The sequence below is a fragment of the Pedobacter sp. AC212 genome, assembly GCF_979258625.1.
The window spans coordinates 3,618,509-3,636,999 of record NZ_OZ409870.1; the positions used below are offsets into that span (position 1 = coordinate 3,618,509).

The window sequence follows — 18,491 nt, forward strand, 5'->3', positions numbered from 1 at the left end:
AGTTTGTTTGTGGTTTAGTTGATTTTTGAGTTGGTTAATCTATTTCTTGCTGATGATGATGCTTCTTCCTGCGACTTTCATATTTACATTAGCAGCTTTACTGAGTACTCTTAACAGGGATGTAATGCTTTCATCCCTGGAGACGCTGCCGCCGAGTATTTCATTTTTAAGCTCCTGTTGTTTAAATATGATCTCTACATCGTACCACCGGCTGATTTTGCGCATCGCAGTTTCCATGTTTTCGTTATCAAATATGAAAAAACCACTTCTCCACGCTACGGCTTCATCAGTATCAGCTTCCCTTATACTCGCTCTGCCGTCTCTGCTGTGCGTGGCTTGCTGCCCGGGCACCAACATTTGTGCATTGCTGCTTTGATTTCCGGTCTTTGATACTTTTACACTTCCCCTCAATAGGGTGGTTTTAGTACCTGGCTCGTCATCGTAAGCATTGATATTAAATTCTGTTCCCAATACAGATACTTCCTGCAGACTTGTAGTTACGATGAAAGGGTGTTTTTTGTCTTTGGCTACTTGAAAATAAGCTTCACCAGACAAAGTTATTCTACGTTCCTTAATCTTTTGGAAATTTGTGGGATACACAATTTTAGAGGCAGCATTCAAGTCTACCGTTGAGCCGTCTGGCAACCGTACTTGGTAGGTTTCCCCTTTAGCCGTTGACAAAATATTGGTTCGGTTCGGATTAGTATCAGCATCATGGATTTCATAAACCAGTTGTCCGTCAGCTGTCTTTTTTATGTGAACTCCAGCCTCATTTGCGAGCTCACCATTAGCTGCATCAGTTAATCTGATCTGCTTGCCAGATGCCAATGTCAGTGTAGCTCCAAATTTTCCAGGCGCAATTTCCTGAGCATTCAGGTCAGCAGAATCGGCAGGTGTTTTTCCAATATAAAATAAAAGGTATCCTCCAAATACAATTAATGTGATGGCAGCAGCTGCACCTATAAGACGGGGACGTAATCTTAACCTTCGGGAGTTAGAGACAAACTTCCTGTTCAATCGCTGCCAAACTTCCTCCTTCGAACTGTTCAGTTCTGATTCGGACACCTCGGCCCTTTTTTTATTATTGAGTTGAAAAAGCCAGAGTTTAATAATCCGCTCTGTCTCTTTATCATCGCCTCCACCAGGCAACTTGTCTAAAATATCTTTGATGTCCTTTTTTGCCATAAGGCTTATTGATGCTTATTTACTGTAAGGCAATCTAATAAGGCCATTTGGTGACTTATGATTAGGAAATTGTTAAATTAAATTCAAATAATTTTACAACACTCTGGTTATCAAATAAATAAATGTTAAAATTTAATTAAGGATGTAAAGTACAAATATTGCGGTTCCCAAATTTTCCCTAAGCTTTCTGACCGCCCGTTTGAGATGCGTATTCACGGTATTTTCGGATATATCCAATTTGGCAGCAATTTCTTTCGCAGATAACAACCCCTCGAACCTAAGCTCATAAACCTCACGCATCTTTGGAGGCATGGCCTCGATTTGCTGACGAATCATAAGAGCGATATCTTTCTCACGGATTAAATAGTCGGTTTCAGCACTATCTATCTCGATAAAATAATCACCCTGCTCGATATATTTTTTTACGATAGCGTTATGGGTAAAAATATTAAATATTTTGTTCAGGACTGATTTATATAAATAACTGGCGAGGGAACCATTTAGCACAAACTTTTGTCTGTGATCAATCATCCAGGCAAAAATATCATGGACGACGTCTTTTGCTTCATCAGAATTGCGGAGTTTGTTGTAAGCAAAAAGGTAAAGCAGATGATAGTAGCGGTCATATATTTCCTTGAATGCAGCGTCATCCCCAGAGCGAAATAGCTCCGTAAGTTCCGAATCACTATACCTACTGTAGCACTCCATTTTTAAAACCTTGGATAAAATCTACTAAATTGCAAGCAATGTAAAAATTATTTGGCACATATAGCTATAACAATGCCTCACGATTGGTAATATCGGATTGATTGACCCAAGTGATTAGTATCGCATTAGCATTACAAGTAAAACTATCAGCTAACTCTATAAACTTATTTCTAAGTTTGTAACTCTGGTCATTAAAAACTGAAACAACCTCCCTCTAAATTTTAGGATGGCTAGATCACTCCTATCGAACTTACCATTCAAAGCAAAGTTCTTGAACCAACTGAATAAACAAATTTATTTCACCCCATTCCGCCAATTTTGTAAAATCCAAACAAGCAAAACTTTATAACAAATCTATTTCTAGTGAGATGGGATCAACGTACTCGGATTTATCCACATGATAGCTGCACTGACCAGACATACCAGTCCAAAATGAAACAAGCACGCATTTCGGGATTTCAATAACGCCAATAAATCGAAAATTAAGCGGTTCATCGTAAAGTTAATTGAAGGAGTTGCGGAACTCAACGGGAGTTAAATCTGTTTTACTCTTAAATAGTTTGCTAAACGACTGGGGATATTCGAAGCCCAGCTGAAAAGCAACTTCCCCGACAGTAAGCGTTGTCGTGGAGAGTTTTTCTTTCGCTTTTTCAATTATTTTTTCGTGAATGTGCTGCTGTGTATTCTGTCCGGTAAGGCTTTTGAGAACTCCGCTCAGATAGTCGGGAGAACAATTGAGCAATTCGGCAATATACTTCACGGTAGGAAGGCCCTTATTAACTAGATCTTTATGATTAAAATAATCATCGAGAATTTTTTCCAGTTTATCCAGTATCTGATTTCCAGATATCTTACGGGTGAGAAACTGACGCATGTAAAACCGATTTGAATAATTCAGGAATGATTCAATCTGGGAAATGATGATCGATTCACTGAATTGATCGATATTTGCATGGTATTCCTGCTCGATATTTTTAATAAAACCTTTTAAAACAATCTCCTCTTTTTCAGAAACGAAAAGTGCTTCATTTATTGCATAGTTGAAAAACTCATATTTTTTGATCGCTTTGGCTAGCAGATTTCCCCAAAGGAAGTCCGGATGGATAAGCAGTATGCTACCTGTACTTCTGAAGTTATCGTCCGCTTTAAAGGAAAATATTTGATTGGGCGATATAAAGAACAATACGCCGTCATCGAAATCATACTTTTGCTGTCCATAGCCATACTGTACATCCCCGGCCTCCACCTTTTTGAGTGATATAATATAAAAATCAAAGACCACCTTTATACTGTCCTCACTTTTGTATGGCGTTATCTCAGCTAGGTCTATAACGCTAATCATCGGATGTTCCGGATTGCCTATGCCCAGTATTTTGTGGTATTCCTTAATCGTTTTTATTCTGTAGGGTCGTTTCAAAATCATTCCGATTCTTATAAAAAGATTATAAATACAAGATTATTCGGTATCAACTTTTTCCAAAGTCAGTCCTGGATTCAATCCAAAAAAAGAAAATCCCCAGAAACCCTTGACGTTGAGACTGCCTTTTACGGTAATGCTGAGGTAAGAGTCATAGGTATTTCCCTTCGCCCCATCGTAATCATAGAGCTTTCCCTTCCATCTGTTCCTTTTAACATCAAATTTAATATCAGTTAATAAAAGAATTCCCACCAGGGGCTTTTTTCGCTTTTCTTTGTCAGGATTATTGACGTCTAAAGCAGGCTTTCCATAATTATCAACAGAATTCTTTAAATAAATTAATTTGCCATAATAATTGTCACCCGTTTTAAACATCTCCACCTTCCCTTCTTTGACCGGACTATACCATATACCAACAATATCATCCGCTTTTGATTGTGAAAATATAGTTGTATAAAAACTTAGCAATAGCATTGTTAAAAGTAGATGTCTCACTGCTCGTTATATTTTATTGCGAATGCTTTCGCAAAATCATTCATTTTATTCCTACCTAAAATCACTGGTTTGTTTTTAAAGTAATCTTCGAAAAGGCTACCATTGTGCATCGCCACATTCATTTCGGTAAATTCGTCGGCTATTTTTTCTGAAGCCCCTATTTTTATAAATGCATCTTTCATTTGCTTGTCACCGATAAGCACCCACTTTAAGTACGGTTTCCCGATGGCGTTTCCCAGCTTCGAAGCTATTTCCTGGCAGGTAAGTTCCTCACTGGATAAATATCTAACTTTCTTTCCTTCCTGCTGAGCGTTGAGTTCCTCTGCGATGGCAGAGGCAATATCCAAAGGCGATACCCAAGCAATTTTGTCACTTCCGCCATAATTTGACAATATTATTCCTGAATATCCTTTGATAAGCCCTTTGATACCATAATATTTAAGGTAGAGCAGTTTTCCAATGATACCCTTTAAAAAGCCGTCACCCTTAACCATATCCATAAACGCATACAAATTATAGTCGAAAGATCCCGGTCGAAGATGGGTAACTGCTACATCCTGAGGAAGTTGCTTAAAGACATTCTCTGCAATGTAGTGGAAAACCAAAACCCCTGCGCCAGAAGGCCTCTCACCACCTACGCTACTCAGATGAACCACCTTTTTAATGCCCGCATTTTGAATTGCCTCAGCATAATTCCTGCTAATGTCCAATGCCTGTTTCTGATAATCAGGCGTATCAGCCCCAAAAAAGTTAAAGGGCGGCAACATACAGTAGGCAGCGTCATGGCCCTGGAAAGCTTCAGTTAGAAAAGTACCATCCTCTAATTCTCCAATCGCAGCCTGTGCACCTAACTGTTCGATTTCCGCCTTCCTCATTACCGATCGGCTGATTATGGTTACCTGATGTCCTTGTTCAATCAGTTGCACAACGAGCGGCCTGCTGATATTCCCCAATGAACCTGTCACAATTATTCTCATAATAATATTTCATTTAATCCTGATGCAAAGCTCAGTTAATTAAATTTCATTTGTGTGTTCAAAACCTCTTTTCTTGTATTCAAAAACAAACGAAAACATTTAATAATTTAAATCCAGAAACTTGATGAGGTTATCACCAATTGAATGAAATCATTACAACAAGCTAAAGTTGATCATTATTATCACTATGTTAATGAGTAGCAAATCTTCTAAAGAGAGATTCACTGGAAGTTTCAAACCGAAATTCGTCCTAATTGCATTATAGTATTAAAAACTCTCAATTTTGATATCACTTTGCTACTGACGTTATTGACATTTGAAGTAAGTATAGGATAAAAAGAGAGTTTCATAAGAATAAATTTCTCGAATGATAGCATATTATATTTCAAATTTCAGTTGTAGCCCATCAAATAACATCGATAGGTCTTACTTTATTTGTGAAGTCTTATAATAACGGATTATCTAAATTATTATGGAACCACTTCATAATATCAGGCATATCGGGATTTGAAGATTAGGTGGTGTACATCCCTTACTTTATATCTTTCTTTCAGCTGTAAAATTCTATTGCAACAATTACGGCAAAGAGAAAAATCGTCTCACAAAATGTAGGTATCCATCCCGTACTGTATACTCTCTTTCTGCTATATATCTATCCGCTAATTGTGACAAAGAAAAAGTTTAAGATGCCGAACATCGATTAATTTAGAGTATTAATAACTATAAGCGCCTTGGTGCCTTTTTTTTAGGATTGTTATTTTTCTGCTATTACGAAATATAACCTTTTAAAAGACGTCATTCAAAAATTGATTTTGGATACAAACATAAAGGTTTTGGCTTCATTCCTCACGTTTTGCCAAGATATCTTTGCTTCACATTAATATAAAATAGAAGCATGTTATCACAAAACAAAATTGCAGTTGTAACCGGCGGAAGCCGTGGTCTCGGAAAAGATATGGTTCTAAGTCTTGCTAAAAGTGGACTTGACATAGTTTTTACGTACAATACTCAAAAAGAAGCAGCCGAGGATATTTTAAAACAAATTGAAGCCATCGGGAAAAAGGGAATCGCACTTAAGCTTGATATTTCAGATTCTTCCGGATTCGATGAATTTACAAAAACTTTAATAGCCAAGTTGAGATCTGAGTTAAATACAGACAGATTTGATTTTTTAATCAATAATGCAGGGTTTATCCATTATGCTGAATTTGCAAATCTTACTGAGGATCAGTTTACAGAAATGGAAAATATTCATCTGAGAGGACCGTTTTTCCTCACACAAAAACTGTTACCTCAAATCAATCCATTCGGTGGTATTGTAAATGTATCTTCCGGTCTTACACGTTTTGTCACACCAGGTTTTGCAGCTTATGCAGCCTTGAAAAGTGCAATGGAAACCCTGACTAAATACCAGGCTCAAGAATTGGGAAAAAGAAATATCAGGGTTAACGCGATAGCGCCCGGAGCGATTGAAACCGACATTATGGGTGGTGCAGTTCGGGACAATAAGGAAATGAATCAACAATTAGCCGCTCAAACTGCATTGGGAAGAGTGGGTCTACCCGATGATATTGGTGGAGTTGTTACTTTTTTATGCAGTGATGCTGCACGCTGGATCAATGCCCAGAGAATTGAAATTTCAGGAGGTTCTAATCTTTAATGCCAGGTTCAAAATGGAAAATCAAGAGAATGCTTTTGTAAAAGCATTGAAAAAAGACGAAATAGATACAATCCGTAAATTTTACGGTTCGTTCAAGATGAAAAATCCGGAAGTATTAGATGAAATCTGTTTGCAAGACTGGAAAGATATCCCACTGGCACCAGGTCAGAAAAACGGCCCTGAAGGTTTAAAAGAAATCATGAACTATCTTTTTGAAGCCTGTCCGGATATCGAGGTTATCATCCACGAAATTTTTGGAAGCCACGAGCGAGCAGCCGTAAGGGCGTCAATGGAATTTACTCACGTCAATGAGATTATGGGAATTAAGCCGACCCACCACAAAGTATCGGTATCGTTGCACGAATTTCATTATTTGAAGGATGGCAAGCTGACCCATACCTGGCATTTGGAAGATTGGTTCGGACTGTTAATGAAAAGCCAAACAGAAGAGGCAAAGTGATCTTAAGATGTAATGTTACTTTTTTAGAATCTCTGATTTACAATTAATACTTTAAATTTGTACCCATGGAAATCGTTAGAATAAAGTCGATTACAGAATATCATCGATTCAGAGGACTTCCAAAACCCGAACACCCTTTAATCAGCCTCGTTGATTATTCCCTGATACAGTTCACTGAAGAAGCACAAACACTGAATATCGTTATGGATTTTTATTCGATAGCTTTGAAGCGGGATATTGGGGCTAAAATATATTATGGTCAACAAACTTATGATTTTGATGAAGGACTGATGTCGTTTATTTCGCCTGGTCAAGTTTTAAGAATAGAGAGAGATCCGGATTCGTTTAACAGCGGATCCGGTTATCTTTTGCAAATTCACCCTGACTTTTTGTGGGGTTCTGCCTTAGCGCAACAAATTAAAAAATATTCCTTTTTTGACTATTCAATTCATGAAGCGCTATTTCTTTCCAGTAGAGAAGAAGAAACTATTCTTTCTATTTTTAAAAACGTAAAACAAGAATATCATTCTAATATTGACAGTTTTTCGCAAGGTCTGATTGTCTCTCAGATCGAACTGCTGCTCAAATACTGTGAACGCTTCTACAACCGTCAGTTTATTACCAGAAAAATCAGCAGTCACCAGATGCTTACAAAAGTAGAGAATTTCCTAAACTCCTATTTCTCATCGCAAGAACAAATAAAAGATGGCCTTCTTTCTGTAAAAAAAACTGCAGATGCTATGAATGTTTCATCCGATTATTTGAGCAATATGCTTAAGCAGCTCACAGGTAAAAATGCTCAGGAACACATCCACCAAAAACTGATTGAAAAAGCGAAAGAGAAATTATCTACCACGAGCCTGTCAGTAAGTGAAATCGCTTATGACCTCGGATTTGAATATCCGCAGTCTTTCAGCAAACTCTTCAAGATAAAGACAAATGTTTCGCCAATGGAGTTTCGTAAATCATTTAATTAATCAACAGGTGATTGTCAATGTATTATGCTTTTGCTTAAGAAAAAATAAAAGCCAACGCAAATAGTTTGGGCTTAAATAGTACACAAAATTAGTTGAAATCCAACTAAAAGAATTTATGGAAAATACTAAATAGTATCTCTTTTATCTGCAAAAATCCCTGTTGGCCTAATTCAATATTTTGAAGGTCTGCCGATAATATTAAAGCAGAATATTTCTACCTGAAGAAAATCTGCTGAGATACTGATAAAGACTGCTCGTCAAGCGCTGACACCAGAGAAAACAATGCTTACTCATACATTATTCCTGCTCAATAACCAATTTAACACCTTTAAGCACATAAAAGGGCAAGTAATGTCGATAGCTGCAACGCATGCATCCCAACTAATGAGAAAGGCGTAGATTGCCAAACTGAAGATTCCGGTTCAAAAAAGGTATTACGCTGCCATCTGTACCGCCAACCGTGGTCGGACCATTGGCGCCAATCAAAACACCTTACAAAGTAAATATGCCCTTTACTTAATGATATATTCAATAACATCAGATTCAGATAAGCGGAAATACCCCAAAGCATACTCGCTAACCAACCCTTTGTTATATATATTCCCCTTTGCATTGGCTGCTACCGCTTGAAAAGGATTTGCGCCAGCAGCATTTTGGAGCATTAACCTCATGTAATTAAAATAGGGTTTTGATATTCCTTCCAAATGGATATTAACTTTGTCACCCTTTTTCAGCTGCTCTTCTATTATAGATGCGGACATTTGAACGCCACTATAAAACTTATCTTCTGCAACAGATATGATAGGAACCGGCTTATATGGGTTATTAAACGTGATCATATATTGATTTTCCATACCAGGGCTATCTTTATAAAACATAATTACTTCCATTTGATCCTTTGTGAAGCCACCATTGTTATCCTGGTTAACCTCCGATATTCCGGGGCAATCCATCAGCTGTTCAGAAGCAGCATATATTTTACCTTCATAAATAATATTCAGTTCATACTTTTCTCCAAGCCTGGGAACAAAATCAACACAAACATATTCACCTTCATTATTGGCGGCAACAAATTTGAAAATCCTGCCTTCGCTATTTTTTATTGTTACGTCTTCAGCATCATTTACTGGTGCTGATTGACTATCGTAGTATGCGATTGTTTTCGAAAGCCGGATTTTCTGAACATTTCCCGACGTACCCTTCACCCACTTGATATTTGCTTCCACGACCAGACGCGGCGCTGCAGTCTCCAGATTTACAACCACTACTTTTTCACATGCGGAAAGCATGACCACCCAGCATAGGGATAATTTAATAATAATTTTTAATCTTCCTCTCATTTGAATTTAAAGTTATAGGTTACCGCAGGCACAATACCAAAAAGGGAAAGCCGGACGGATTCACTCTGGTAGGTATCGAAGTTTTGGCTAAAGTTAATTGAAGATGTATTCTTCCTGTTGTAAAGATTATAGAAACTCAGTACCCACTCTCCCCTAATTTTTTTACCGGATCCTGGATTTGGCACATAGGATACCGACAGATCAAGGTGATGAAAATCTGGCAGCCTATAGGCATTCCTCGCTCCGTATACTGGGACTTGGATACCCAAATAATTAAATTGGCCAACCGGATAGCAGGTAGGCCTGCCTGTTTGATAAGTAAAAGTTGTTCCTATAGAAAGTTTTTTCGACAGTGGATAGAAAGCAGTCAGTGAAAAATTATGTGGCTTGTCATAATTGGTCAAGTACCATTTTCCGTTATTGATACCCGGACCACGAACACTTGTGCCTGTAGTCAGTTGCTCCGTTTTACTTAGCGTGTAAGACAGCCACCCGGTAACCTTCCCATAGTTTTTTCTAAAAAGCACTTCAAGTCCGTAAGCTCTTGATTTGCCGCTCATGATCACCTGTTCAAGAAAATCATTCCCCACCAGATTTGCGCCATCAATATAATCAAGACGATTTTGGATCTTTTTAAAATAGGCTTCCAATTCTAATGAATATTTGTTCTTAGTAAGGTTAAGGAAATACCCAACACCCAGCTGATCTGCAATTTGAGGTTTAAAGTATCTGTCGCTTGGCGCCCAGACATCTACAGGCGTCGGAGAGTTACTATTGGAAATTAGGTGTAGATATTGCACCATCCTATTGTAGCTCAGTTTAAGGCTTTGCTGCTCATTCAGCTGAAAGGAAGCGGCGAGTCTTGGCTCCGGGTAAAAAAAACCGTCCACGATCTCGCTCTTTTTAAACGACTGTGTAGCAGATGGCTGTGCGGAAGTGTAGATGCCCAGCTGCTCATCGTAAAATACCGGACCTGAATCGTACAAATTGAGATTTCTACCACCCATTCTGAGAAATGAACTCAAACGAAGACCATAAGATATCCTAAATACAGCATTAATCGTCTGCTCTGCCTGAAAATATGCTGATGATTCAAAGGAATTCTTATCAATCAGTTTTAAGGCAACTACCGGTGCTCTGTTTCCAAAGGGAACAATTTCTCCAGGTTTGATCTGATAAGAAATAAGGTTAAGCCCGTAACCAATCTTAAGACGTTGGGAAAGGGTTTGCGAAATGTCATACTGAAGGTTTGTACTGTTAATGCCAGCGGTCCAGTCCAATCCTACCGGATTGATCTTTAAGCGAAAATCGTAACCTGAATATACTGCTGTAAACTTTCCACTTGAGTGCTCTGAAAAACGGTGTTTCCAGACCGCGTTTACAAAAGCATTGCCATAATTATTAACAAAGTTATTACTGATTCCAAGCACATCGTTTCCCAGATAGCCCGATATAAAAAGGCGGTCTTTTTCCCCAAGACGATAATCCAGTTTTGCATTCAGGTCGTAAAAATAGGCTGTGTTTTCATTCCCTGAAATTTTTAAGAAAAGATGCGCATAAGAGCTTCTCGCAGCGATTAGCATTCCCCCTCTGTTCTTACCGAAAGGCGCCTGCATGCTCAGCCTGCTGGTTATCAAGCCCAAGCCACCTGAAAAAGCCGGTCTGGTCTGTAGAATATCTTTGCTGTTGATGTCCAAAACCGATGAGGCCCTGCCACCATATATGGCCGGGATTCCACCTTTGTATAGGTTAAGGTCTCCAACAATATCGGCATTGAAAACAGAAAACATTCCAAACAGGTGAGAAGAAGAGAAAACAGGGGCTCCATCCAGTAGTATCAAATTCTGGTCGGAACTACCTCCCCTGACATTGAAACCAGATGAACCCTCCCCTGCATTGGTTACCCCAGGAAACTGCAGTATCGCTTTAAGAGGATCGATTTCTCCAAAAATAGCCGGAATCTTCGCCAGTTCAGTTGAACTCAGCCGATTCAGACTCATTTGGGGAGCCTTTAAATTCGCAGCTTTGGTTGTGCCAGTCACCTGAACCTCCAGCAGTTGTTGCGGGTCTTCTTTGAGTATAATGTCGCGAACTGTCTGACCCGTTACTTTGAGCTCAAACTCTTGGGGGATAAAACCAACATAAGCAACCCGCAGCCGGTATAATCCAGTTTCCAGGTTAATTTGGTACTCGCCATTATTATTGGTAAAAACAGGTTCCTGTTTGCCAACGAGGATAATATTTACCCCCGCCAACTGATTTCCAGTACCGAATTCAGTAACCGTTCCTTTTACCAGGTATTGTTTCTGGGCAAAAAGCGGTGTGATATGGAGAAAAAACACCATAACCATGCAGCTCGGTACACTTAACCGATGAACTAAATTATTTAACATGAATAGGTAATAGGATTAGTCTAAGTTTTGATTAGTAACTGCTTTAGCTGGATCTGAAAGAAAAGGTTTCCCCTGAAGCGCTTGAAGGAAAGTAAAGGTTGCAAGAATCGCATATATACAGGCAAGAGCCAGTGTAGCGCTTTTATTTTTAAAAACATACCAGGAAAATAAAGGAATCACCTGCAGGGCATGCATACCAATAAAATGGGCGACACGCAGGTCTCCGATCCTGGTATTCCAACCAAGCAGGGGAATCGCCGCACCTTTTTGCGGTTCGCCGACACTGTGGCTGAACCTTGCTCCCATCAGTCCGCCTTCCATAGCGAATATCACGAAAAGAATGATACCCGTCCTTATTGCCCATAAATAATAGTCAGGCAAGGGTCTTATCGCTGAGGTAAAAAAAAGAATGCCAATATAAAGTGTCCATAAGGTTAAAATGACCGCGACAATGCCCATCATAATCGTCATTGTGAAATAAAAAGGCGAGCTGGTATTAAAGTGCGACATCTGCCCCCTTGCAGCCTGAAAGGAGATATACAAAATTTCAAAGCCAAGTGTAATGACCACCACCCAGCTGTAGATATACACTGATGGCTGGTCTTTAAGTTCAAAAGCATACCACCCCATCGTCCATGAAAAAATAGCGATGGATAGCGCAAATTTCAGTGGCTTCAAAAAATTAGTAGTTCCTTGATTAAAATAAAATTGCATCAACAGCAGCAAAACCAATGCCGCGAATAGGTTCAGAAGCCCGAAATTGAAAAGCAGAATATTTCGGTCAAGCAGTATTTTCATAAATTTTATCATTTCATTTCTGTTAAATCATCGATGTATCTCTTAGTAACCAACAGTACTTTTGAGTCAGTCTGAAATCATGACTTCGTTGTTTTTCAAAATTAAAGGCATTGGAGGTGATTAAATAGCTACATTAGCTTTAAAAAGAGTCAGAAACGGTCAAAATGATTTTAGAAGTTGATAGTACAAGTCCTGAGGAATTAATTTATGCAATTGCTAGGAGTATTAAAGCTGAGGTTAAGGACGGAACGATGCAGATTCCTTCAGTTTACGGAAGTGGATATATCAAAAGTATATCAATATCCAATGGACCTACGATATTAATAAGACAATATGAACTTAAAGAAGAATTAAAAATAAGCAGCAAAGCCGGCGAGCAAAGTGCGCAGGGAGTTGTAATAAGTTTCCATAACATTTATCAGCATAAGGATACACCGAAAAATCAGACACGCTTATTGCCTTTTGCGCAGATAGAGTCAGCGGTCGAAGACTATCAGGAGTTGTTTCAATCCAAAACCCATTTCAATACGATTATCATTATCATCAGCATCAGTCAATTGCAAGCGCTTATCCAACAAAAAGGCAATCAAAATACCATCCAGAAGCTGCTATGGAAAAACAAACCCTTCATTTTTGAAGAGCTATTATCGCCTGAAATGCAGGATGTTGCTAACCAGATTCTAAATAAGGTAATTCCTGATGACCTCAAAGCATTATTTTACCGGATTAAGGCTGAAGAATTGATTTACCACCTTTTTGCCGAACTTAACCGAAGAAATAATTTCTCGGTATATCCTGCAAACATTGAGGATATGAAAACAGTGTATTCCATTCGGGATAAAATAATTGATGATTTATGCGTGAAGCCGAACCTGATGCGGCTTGCTCAGTCCTATGGAATGAGTGAGAGTAAGCTCAAGCGTCTTTTCAAACAGATATTTGGAACCAGTGTGTATGATTACTATTTGAGGTTCCGAATGGAACACGCCGTTATTCTCTTGGTAGAAAAGAAACATTCCGTTGCCGAGGTAGGATATATCTTGGGATTTACCAACCTGAGCCATTTTGCAAAGTTATTTGCGCGGCACAAAGGATTGAATCCAAAAAAGTATGCAAAAGTACATCAACAAAAATGATCCGGTGCTGCATTCGTACCTCCTTGATACATTGTGCATTAACATCATTTAAAATTGTCAGCGACATATAAACCTTTAAACTAAAATACTTGACGAAAAGATTTCTCGTATACTTTAAACTCCTAATGTTTGATATAAAGAAAAATCGACCCCGTTGGATGAAGTTACCTTCCGTGGGGTTGTTGAAAATATACGATACAAAGAAAACACTGGCGTAGCTTGCTTGCAATGAGAATTTAAATTAATGCATCTCAAAACAATATGGCAAGAAAAAAACTCTTTAATCAAATGGATCACCATCAGTCTCACAAAACGAATGTATGCCCTAAATGATTGCTGCTATTTAGAAGATTACAATTCGTCAAGTAAATATATTGAAAGTGTTTAAAATAGGGACGCCAGTTCATGACGATGGATGTTTTATTGATCTGGAATCTATTTAAACTTAATACAGCAAAAAAAATGTTTCAGCCATTCCTCTGATGTAAAAAGCCTTACTGGTTTTAAAGCAATTTCAACAGCAAATTTGAAACCGGTGAGCAATTTTTTTTGGAAGATACTTTCCCAGATTTGATATACCTAAATTGTGCCTAGAAGCGGAACAATATTACCAACAGTAAGAAACCTGTAAAGGGCAGATTGTCCCAATGCATATCTACCCTTATCCAATTAAGGAGATTAGATTTTTTATCCGATTTGGACATATTCATTCAGCACATTAAGATAGATGTCATTCCTTGGAAAACCAAATTGATTGTAGAGATAAAAAGAGCAATCAAGTAAAGTAATACTCTCATTGATCGCTTTTAATCAATTATAACATTTATTTACAAGCAATCGTTATTGCGTCAAGTAACTTTAATCACTAAAATCATTGCAAGATGATCAAGGTAATCGCTTTGGAATTTGATTGATTTAAACTAAAGCACTTTGGGAAACTGATCAATTGCGATGCATGCATTATACAGAGACAGATTCGAATGATTTATTCTTAATCCTCTTAGTTCAGAGCGCTTAAAATGTAGATCATTTGTTTATTATGCAGTATGAATTTAAACTCCACATATTCCAGATGAATGTTCTTCGAGATTTTAATTATTGATCCGCTTGAATCGTAGTTGTCAATAATTCGATCACCTAATGAAATTGAGTTCAACTTGATCAAGGGAGTTTCATGGTCTACTTTGGTCATCTTAGAAACATATTTAATTGAGTTTGATTAACGGATAGTTGTACAAACTAGTTTTTTTTTTATAAATAAAAAACTAACAAAATAGGAATCAAATTGACTTATTAAATCTACAAATTCAAATAATACGAGCTTACGCAAGAATGTTTAATCTTGTTCAATAACGCTAAGGCTGTGAAGAGATTGCCTTTGCTTGTTCTAAGAATGTCTGATCTTTATAAATTATAAGAATAATCATTGTCAGGTGAATTTTTCATAAATGAACATACTGGGGATAGGATGTATGGCGGAAACCGCCAATAGTTTTAAGTGCCAATAGTTTTTCAGCTCAATTCATAAATTCTCGAGTTATAGATGACCTTAAACTAATTGTCCTTGATAAAAACAATAACGAGATGCTTTTCGAGAACAGTACGCCAATTAGCATATTAAAATACACATCAATTGCTTCATCAAACTATATTTTCTTCAGATCAGCAATTTCCAAGAACAAAAACATTCCAATAGAAAAGGATTACTTCAAAGGATGGAGAATCAGTATTACTGATGTAATCAACTACGTCCCAAACCCAGGTGAAAATTATGTGCCAGAAGACCTTGTGTTGAGTTTTCCAACAGATTCAGGTGGCAGACCTTTAAATTTAAATAATGCAGTAAAATATAAGGTAGAACAAAGCAATGCCCTTCAGAATGTCGTAGAGCTAAGAACATACACCGATTTTTTAGGCCTTTTCGGAGATACCCCTAATGGCATCGTTCAATTAGAGGGAAAAGCTGAGTATTTTATAGCGCCATTCAATTTGACAAACAGTTCAATTTATCTGTTCAAAAAGATAACTCCATTTGTTAATTTCTCTAAACTTGACCAAAAAACGAGAAATGTAGTGCTACAGGAGTTGACGACCGCATCTTTTTCTTTCAAAACTCCCCTGGAAATTTTACAGAAATCATATCTTCAAATGGGTTTTAACCTGAGTTTGCTTTCGTTCAGATTCAGGAAAGAATTTCCTTTCGAAATGAATTTTTATGGATCCACACAATATCAGATTACAGATGTGATGAAAAGCGACAGTGTAGGCCAGAATTACAAGACTATGGGACTAGGCGGTGGGATAAGTCTGGAATTTAAGCGTTATAACAATTTTGGTTTTATTTATTCCTCTCAATTTACCAGATATAATGTAAATGGCTTTAATACTTTATCTGCGGTATTGAATCCAGTAAATTTTTGGGTTTTTAAAAATGAGGCTGAAATCTACTATTACCCCGGTTCAACAAAGCAACAGAGCATTTTCATAAGATTAAAAACCTTTAATGACATTACGAGAGGAAACAATGATGCATTTTATCAATTACAGTTCGGCTATCGTTTTTCTATTGGTGGTGGCAAGCTAACGCGATAAATCGAATTTAAAAGTTAACAATGTTGTAGCTCAAAACTCCATCCCAATATAGTCAATTGGAATCGAATTTAGAACAAAAACCGTTAAGCATAATATGCTGGTTATAGAAGAGTTGGGTTTTGCTGACCTACTACTAAGATAAGCATCCTATCGCTGATTTAAGATAAGATTGGAATTTATAAAACCGGCCGGCATCCACCGACCGATTTTATCATTAACTAAACTATTTAACCTTCTTTTATAAAGTTTTTCTACATCTTGATAGGACTAAATCCATTTGCTGTCTCCGTCTTTTTCTCGCTGTTGCTTTTGCCTCTTCAACACAATTCGATCTAATACATAGCAAAGCATATATAGGGAAAGCAGAAGCGATGCTAAGATTTCTCTTGACTCCATATCCAATTCAGTTTAATTATTTTCATTGTTATAATTCAGCTCAAAACACTGCATAGAATTGATCAGTTGTAAAATTTCGTCCTCTTTGTACTTTTCCAAATTGACCAAGAAATCTCCCTGGGGCAGGCGATCCACGATATTTATATTTTCTTTATCCAATTGAACAATGAGCCGGAATTCATCTTCCGGATTTGCAACACAAAATCTCACGGCATGCACCGAACGATCTTTTGGATTAACTATGGCCCGGAACTTTGTATTTCGTTCTATTTCCCGGTACAACGACAAAGAGCATCTGCACAATCGGGAGACATTGCCTTGCAAACCTCCATTTGCTTTAAAATCCATAAGCCGGTGGTAAAATAAAAACATATCATCAAAGTTTGATTCAATTGCCTGGTTTATCCCATTTTCCGTAAGAGGTTCATTGAAAAGTGTGAAGGTCGATTTTTCCAAAAGTGAATCTCTGATGCAAATGATGGACAGATGTTCGGGTATTATTTTGCCGGCGCCTCCATGAGCGTAAACCAAGTCAAAAAAATCAAAGGAAATTTGGGCATTAAATAAATCAGCTGACCGGTCACACAATACAGGGACTGAAACCTTTGGAAATTTTGAGACCCTGTTACCCTGTAGATCATTTGTCGAGGTCAGGTGCAAAAAAGAGATATTATATGGTATCCAGTTACATTGGGGGATGTATGAATAGCAAGATTCCCTGGAGGAACTGATTATTTCAACATCGAAATATTTTCTTGCATCAATAATTGAAGTAGCGGAACGGCTTCCTGTATCCAGAAATCCACCGCGTATTCCTTTGGAAAGATTCAACATGGAAAAAATGCCAGACCGCTCTGTGTTTCTATTATTATTTAATATCAACACAGAATAATCAGGGGAAATTTGCAATATTTCGCTGAGTAAAATCTGTACCTCATTCATAGTTGGCTCTACTTTAGCGTCAGCCAATTCGGTCAAAATCCCGTGGTTAAGGGATACTTTCAAAGTACCCTTTGTTAGTTTGTTAGAAACTGGATACGAATTATTTTGAATCTGCTGTTCCATATTATGCTGCTGTTTATAGTGCAAATTTCTAAACGATAATAGCATACGGGAAACCGCAGCAAAAAAATGGTCTAAAATACTTTATATGCTTAAGCCCACCTAATTATATTCCGTTTCATCTTTGAGAAAGGGACGAATAAAAATATAATTTTCCAGCGGTGAGAATACAGATGCAGTAATTGTAAATAATACACTATCAATTCATTACATCCAAATTCATTAGGATTTATCCACGAGAAATCCTGAATTTTAGATATCTTCGGCCGACCAAATTAAACCATATAGGTATGTCAGAGTATGTATTAGACGAAACCGACAGCAGCATTTTGAATCTGCTACAAAGGGACGGAGATCTCACGTATAAGGAAATATCGGGAAAACTAAGAAGAAGCAAATCCAATATTGTTGAACGTATCAAAAATCTAAAAACCGAAGGCTATATTGAGAAAAGCGTTGTACTGATTAATGTCCAAAAAATCAGAAATATATTCACTGCGTTTCCCCTTGTTGAATTAAATAATCATGCTCAGGATTCAATTGATATCTTCAAGGGCGAGATGACCCGATATTCGCAGGTCATGGAATGTTACCATGTGACTGGCAATTTTGATTTTATGTTGAAGATCGTAACCAGTGATATGATTGCTTATAACGACTTTTTAAGGGAATATATCGCTACGAACCCTCTGGTCGGCAAGATCCAGAGCTTTATGGTTTTATCCCAGAGCAAAAGAGAAACTGCGTATGTATTGTAGGAAGTCATGGAGGAGGAGCCCCAATTCGTTTTTTTAACTACAAGCTTGCGGCGTTCTCGTCCAGATGTAAAAAAAAAAGGTTGTCCAAAGATTTATTAAGCAACTGGTGATTATCTGGAGGATTTTTCGACGTCGTT

Annotated in this window: 15 protein-coding genes; 6 read left to right on the plus strand and 9 right to left on the minus strand. The window is 37.7% G+C overall.

The features are described from left to right. Positions 1-39 precede the first annotated feature (39 nt). From ACZZZC_RS15405 to ACZZZC_RS15425, 5 genes are all read right to left on the minus strand, one after another. Positions 40-1,185, minus strand: coding sequence for a FecR family protein (locus ACZZZC_RS15405; protein WP_463487586.1), 1,146 nt, complete (start codon positions 1,183-1,185; stop codon positions 40-42). Between the two features lie 132 nt (positions 1,186-1,317). Next, entirely contained in the window at positions 1,318-1,893 is a 576-nt protein-coding gene (locus ACZZZC_RS15410; RefSeq protein WP_463487587.1) for an RNA polymerase sigma factor, read from the minus strand. A gap of 502 nt (positions 1,894-2,395) precedes the next feature. Then, positions 2,396-3,316: a helix-turn-helix domain-containing protein gene (locus ACZZZC_RS15415; RefSeq protein ID WP_463487588.1), complete on the minus strand. Its 921-nt coding sequence runs from the start codon at positions 3,314-3,316 to the stop codon at positions 2,396-2,398. Positions 3,317-3,349: 33 nt separating this feature from the next. Next, entirely contained in the window at positions 3,350-3,784 is a 435-nt protein-coding gene (locus ACZZZC_RS15420) for a DUF2147 domain-containing protein (RefSeq protein WP_463487589.1), read from the minus strand. Positions 3,785-3,801: 17 nt separating this feature from the next. After that, complete coding sequence (locus ACZZZC_RS15425; protein ID WP_463487590.1) at positions 3,802-4,782, minus strand: NmrA family NAD(P)-binding protein; 981 nt, start codon at positions 4,780-4,782, stop codon at positions 3,802-3,804. A gap of 895 nt (positions 4,783-5,677) precedes the next feature. On the opposite strand from ACZZZC_RS15425, the gene ACZZZC_RS15430 reads away from it, so the two are divergent. The 3 genes from ACZZZC_RS15430 (at position 5,678) to ACZZZC_RS15440 (ending at position 7,879) form a co-directional block, all read left to right on the plus strand. After that, positions 5,678-6,442 carry an SDR family NAD(P)-dependent oxidoreductase gene (locus tag ACZZZC_RS15430; protein ID WP_463487591.1) on the plus strand — a complete coding sequence of 255 codons (765 nt, stop codon included), beginning with the start codon at positions 5,678-5,680 and terminating at the stop codon, positions 6,440-6,442. 13 nt (positions 6,443-6,455) lie between these two features. Next, positions 6,456-6,902 carry an ester cyclase gene (locus ACZZZC_RS15435; RefSeq protein WP_463487592.1) on the plus strand — a complete coding sequence of 149 codons (447 nt, stop codon included), beginning with the start codon at positions 6,456-6,458 and terminating at the stop codon, positions 6,900-6,902. 65 nt (positions 6,903-6,967) lie between these two features. Further along, entirely contained in the window at positions 6,968-7,879 is a 912-nt protein-coding gene (locus ACZZZC_RS15440; RefSeq protein ID WP_463487593.1) for a helix-turn-helix domain-containing protein, read from the plus strand. 512 nt (positions 7,880-8,391) lie between these two features. Here the strand turns inward: ACZZZC_RS15440 and ACZZZC_RS15445 are convergent. From ACZZZC_RS15445 to ACZZZC_RS15455, 3 genes are read right to left on the minus strand one after another with little or no spacing between them, the layout of a single operon-like run. Further along, positions 8,392-9,219 carry a DUF4249 family protein gene (locus ACZZZC_RS15445; RefSeq protein WP_463487594.1) on the minus strand — a complete coding sequence of 276 codons (828 nt, stop codon included), beginning with the start codon at positions 9,217-9,219 and terminating at the stop codon, positions 8,392-8,394. Next, entirely contained in the window at positions 9,216-11,612 is a 2,397-nt protein-coding gene (locus ACZZZC_RS15450) for a TonB-dependent receptor (protein WP_463487595.1), read from the minus strand. The genes ACZZZC_RS15445 and ACZZZC_RS15450 overlap by 4 nt, the downstream gene beginning before the upstream one ends. Positions 11,613-11,627: 15 nt before the next feature. Beyond that, complete coding sequence (locus tag ACZZZC_RS15455) at positions 11,628-12,410, minus strand: hypothetical protein (RefSeq protein ID WP_463487596.1); 783 nt, start codon at positions 12,408-12,410, stop codon at positions 11,628-11,630. A 164-nt stretch (positions 12,411-12,574) separates the two neighbouring features. On the opposite strand from ACZZZC_RS15455, the gene ACZZZC_RS15460 reads away from it, so the two are divergent. Further along, entirely contained in the window at positions 12,575-13,546 is a 972-nt protein-coding gene (locus ACZZZC_RS15460) for a helix-turn-helix domain-containing protein (RefSeq protein ID WP_463487597.1), read from the plus strand. 1,584 nt (positions 13,547-15,130) lie between these two features. Beyond that, positions 15,131-16,138 carry a hypothetical protein gene (locus ACZZZC_RS15465; protein ID WP_463487598.1) on the plus strand — a complete coding sequence of 336 codons (1,008 nt, stop codon included), beginning with the start codon at positions 15,131-15,133 and terminating at the stop codon, positions 16,136-16,138. A 408-nt stretch (positions 16,139-16,546) separates the two neighbouring features. On the opposite strand, the gene ACZZZC_RS15470 is transcribed toward ACZZZC_RS15465, so the two are convergent. Further along, positions 16,547-17,512, minus strand: a complete 966-nt coding sequence (locus ACZZZC_RS15470) for a PLP-dependent aminotransferase family protein (protein ID WP_463487599.1) — start codon at positions 17,510-17,512, stop codon at positions 16,547-16,549. Positions 17,513-17,886: 374 nt separating this feature from the next. Between ACZZZC_RS15470 and ACZZZC_RS15475 the strand changes: the two genes are divergently transcribed. After that, positions 17,887-18,354: an Lrp/AsnC family transcriptional regulator gene (locus ACZZZC_RS15475; protein ID WP_463487600.1), complete on the plus strand. Its 468-nt coding sequence runs from the start codon at positions 17,887-17,889 to the stop codon at positions 18,352-18,354. Positions 18,355-18,491 lie beyond the last annotated feature (137 nt).

Coding starts and splice junctions, on each gene's coding strand:
- ACZZZC_RS15475 (WP_463487600.1), top strand. CDS start 17,887: ATGTCAGAGTATGTATTAGACGAAACCGACAGCAGCATTTTGAATCTG.
- ACZZZC_RS15445 (WP_463487594.1), bottom strand. CDS start 9,219: ATGAGAGGAAGATTAAAAATTATTATTAAATTATCCCTATGCTGGGTG.
- ACZZZC_RS15405 (WP_463487586.1), bottom strand. CDS start 1,185: ATGGCAAAAAAGGACATCAAAGATATTTTAGACAAGTTGCCTGGTGGA.
- ACZZZC_RS15425 (WP_463487590.1), bottom strand. CDS start 4,782: ATGAGAATAATTGTGACAGGTTCATTGGGGAATATCAGCAGGCCGCTC.
- ACZZZC_RS15430 (WP_463487591.1), top strand. CDS start 5,678: ATGTTATCACAAAACAAAATTGCAGTTGTAACCGGCGGAAGCCGTGGT.
- ACZZZC_RS15455 (WP_463487596.1), bottom strand. CDS start 12,410: ATGAAAATACTGCTTGACCGAAATATTCTGCTTTTCAATTTCGGGCTT.
- ACZZZC_RS15435 (WP_463487592.1), top strand. CDS start 6,456: ATGGAAAATCAAGAGAATGCTTTTGTAAAAGCATTGAAAAAAGACGAA.
- ACZZZC_RS15450 (WP_463487595.1), bottom strand. CDS start 11,612: ATGTTAAATAATTTAGTTCATCGGTTAAGTGTACCGAGCTGCATGGTT.
- ACZZZC_RS15465 (WP_463487598.1), top strand. CDS start 15,131: ATGCTTTTCGAGAACAGTACGCCAATTAGCATATTAAAATACACATCA.
- ACZZZC_RS15440 (WP_463487593.1), top strand. CDS start 6,968: ATGGAAATCGTTAGAATAAAGTCGATTACAGAATATCATCGATTCAGA.
- ACZZZC_RS15420 (WP_463487589.1), bottom strand. CDS start 3,784: ATGCTATTGCTAAGTTTTTATACAACTATATTTTCACAATCAAAAGCG.
- ACZZZC_RS15410 (WP_463487587.1), bottom strand. CDS start 1,893: ATGGAGTGCTACAGTAGGTATAGTGATTCGGAACTTACGGAGCTATTT.
- ACZZZC_RS15460 (WP_463487597.1), top strand. CDS start 12,575: ATGATTTTAGAAGTTGATAGTACAAGTCCTGAGGAATTAATTTATGCA.
- ACZZZC_RS15415 (WP_463487588.1), bottom strand. CDS start 3,316: ATGATTTTGAAACGACCCTACAGAATAAAAACGATTAAGGAATACCAC.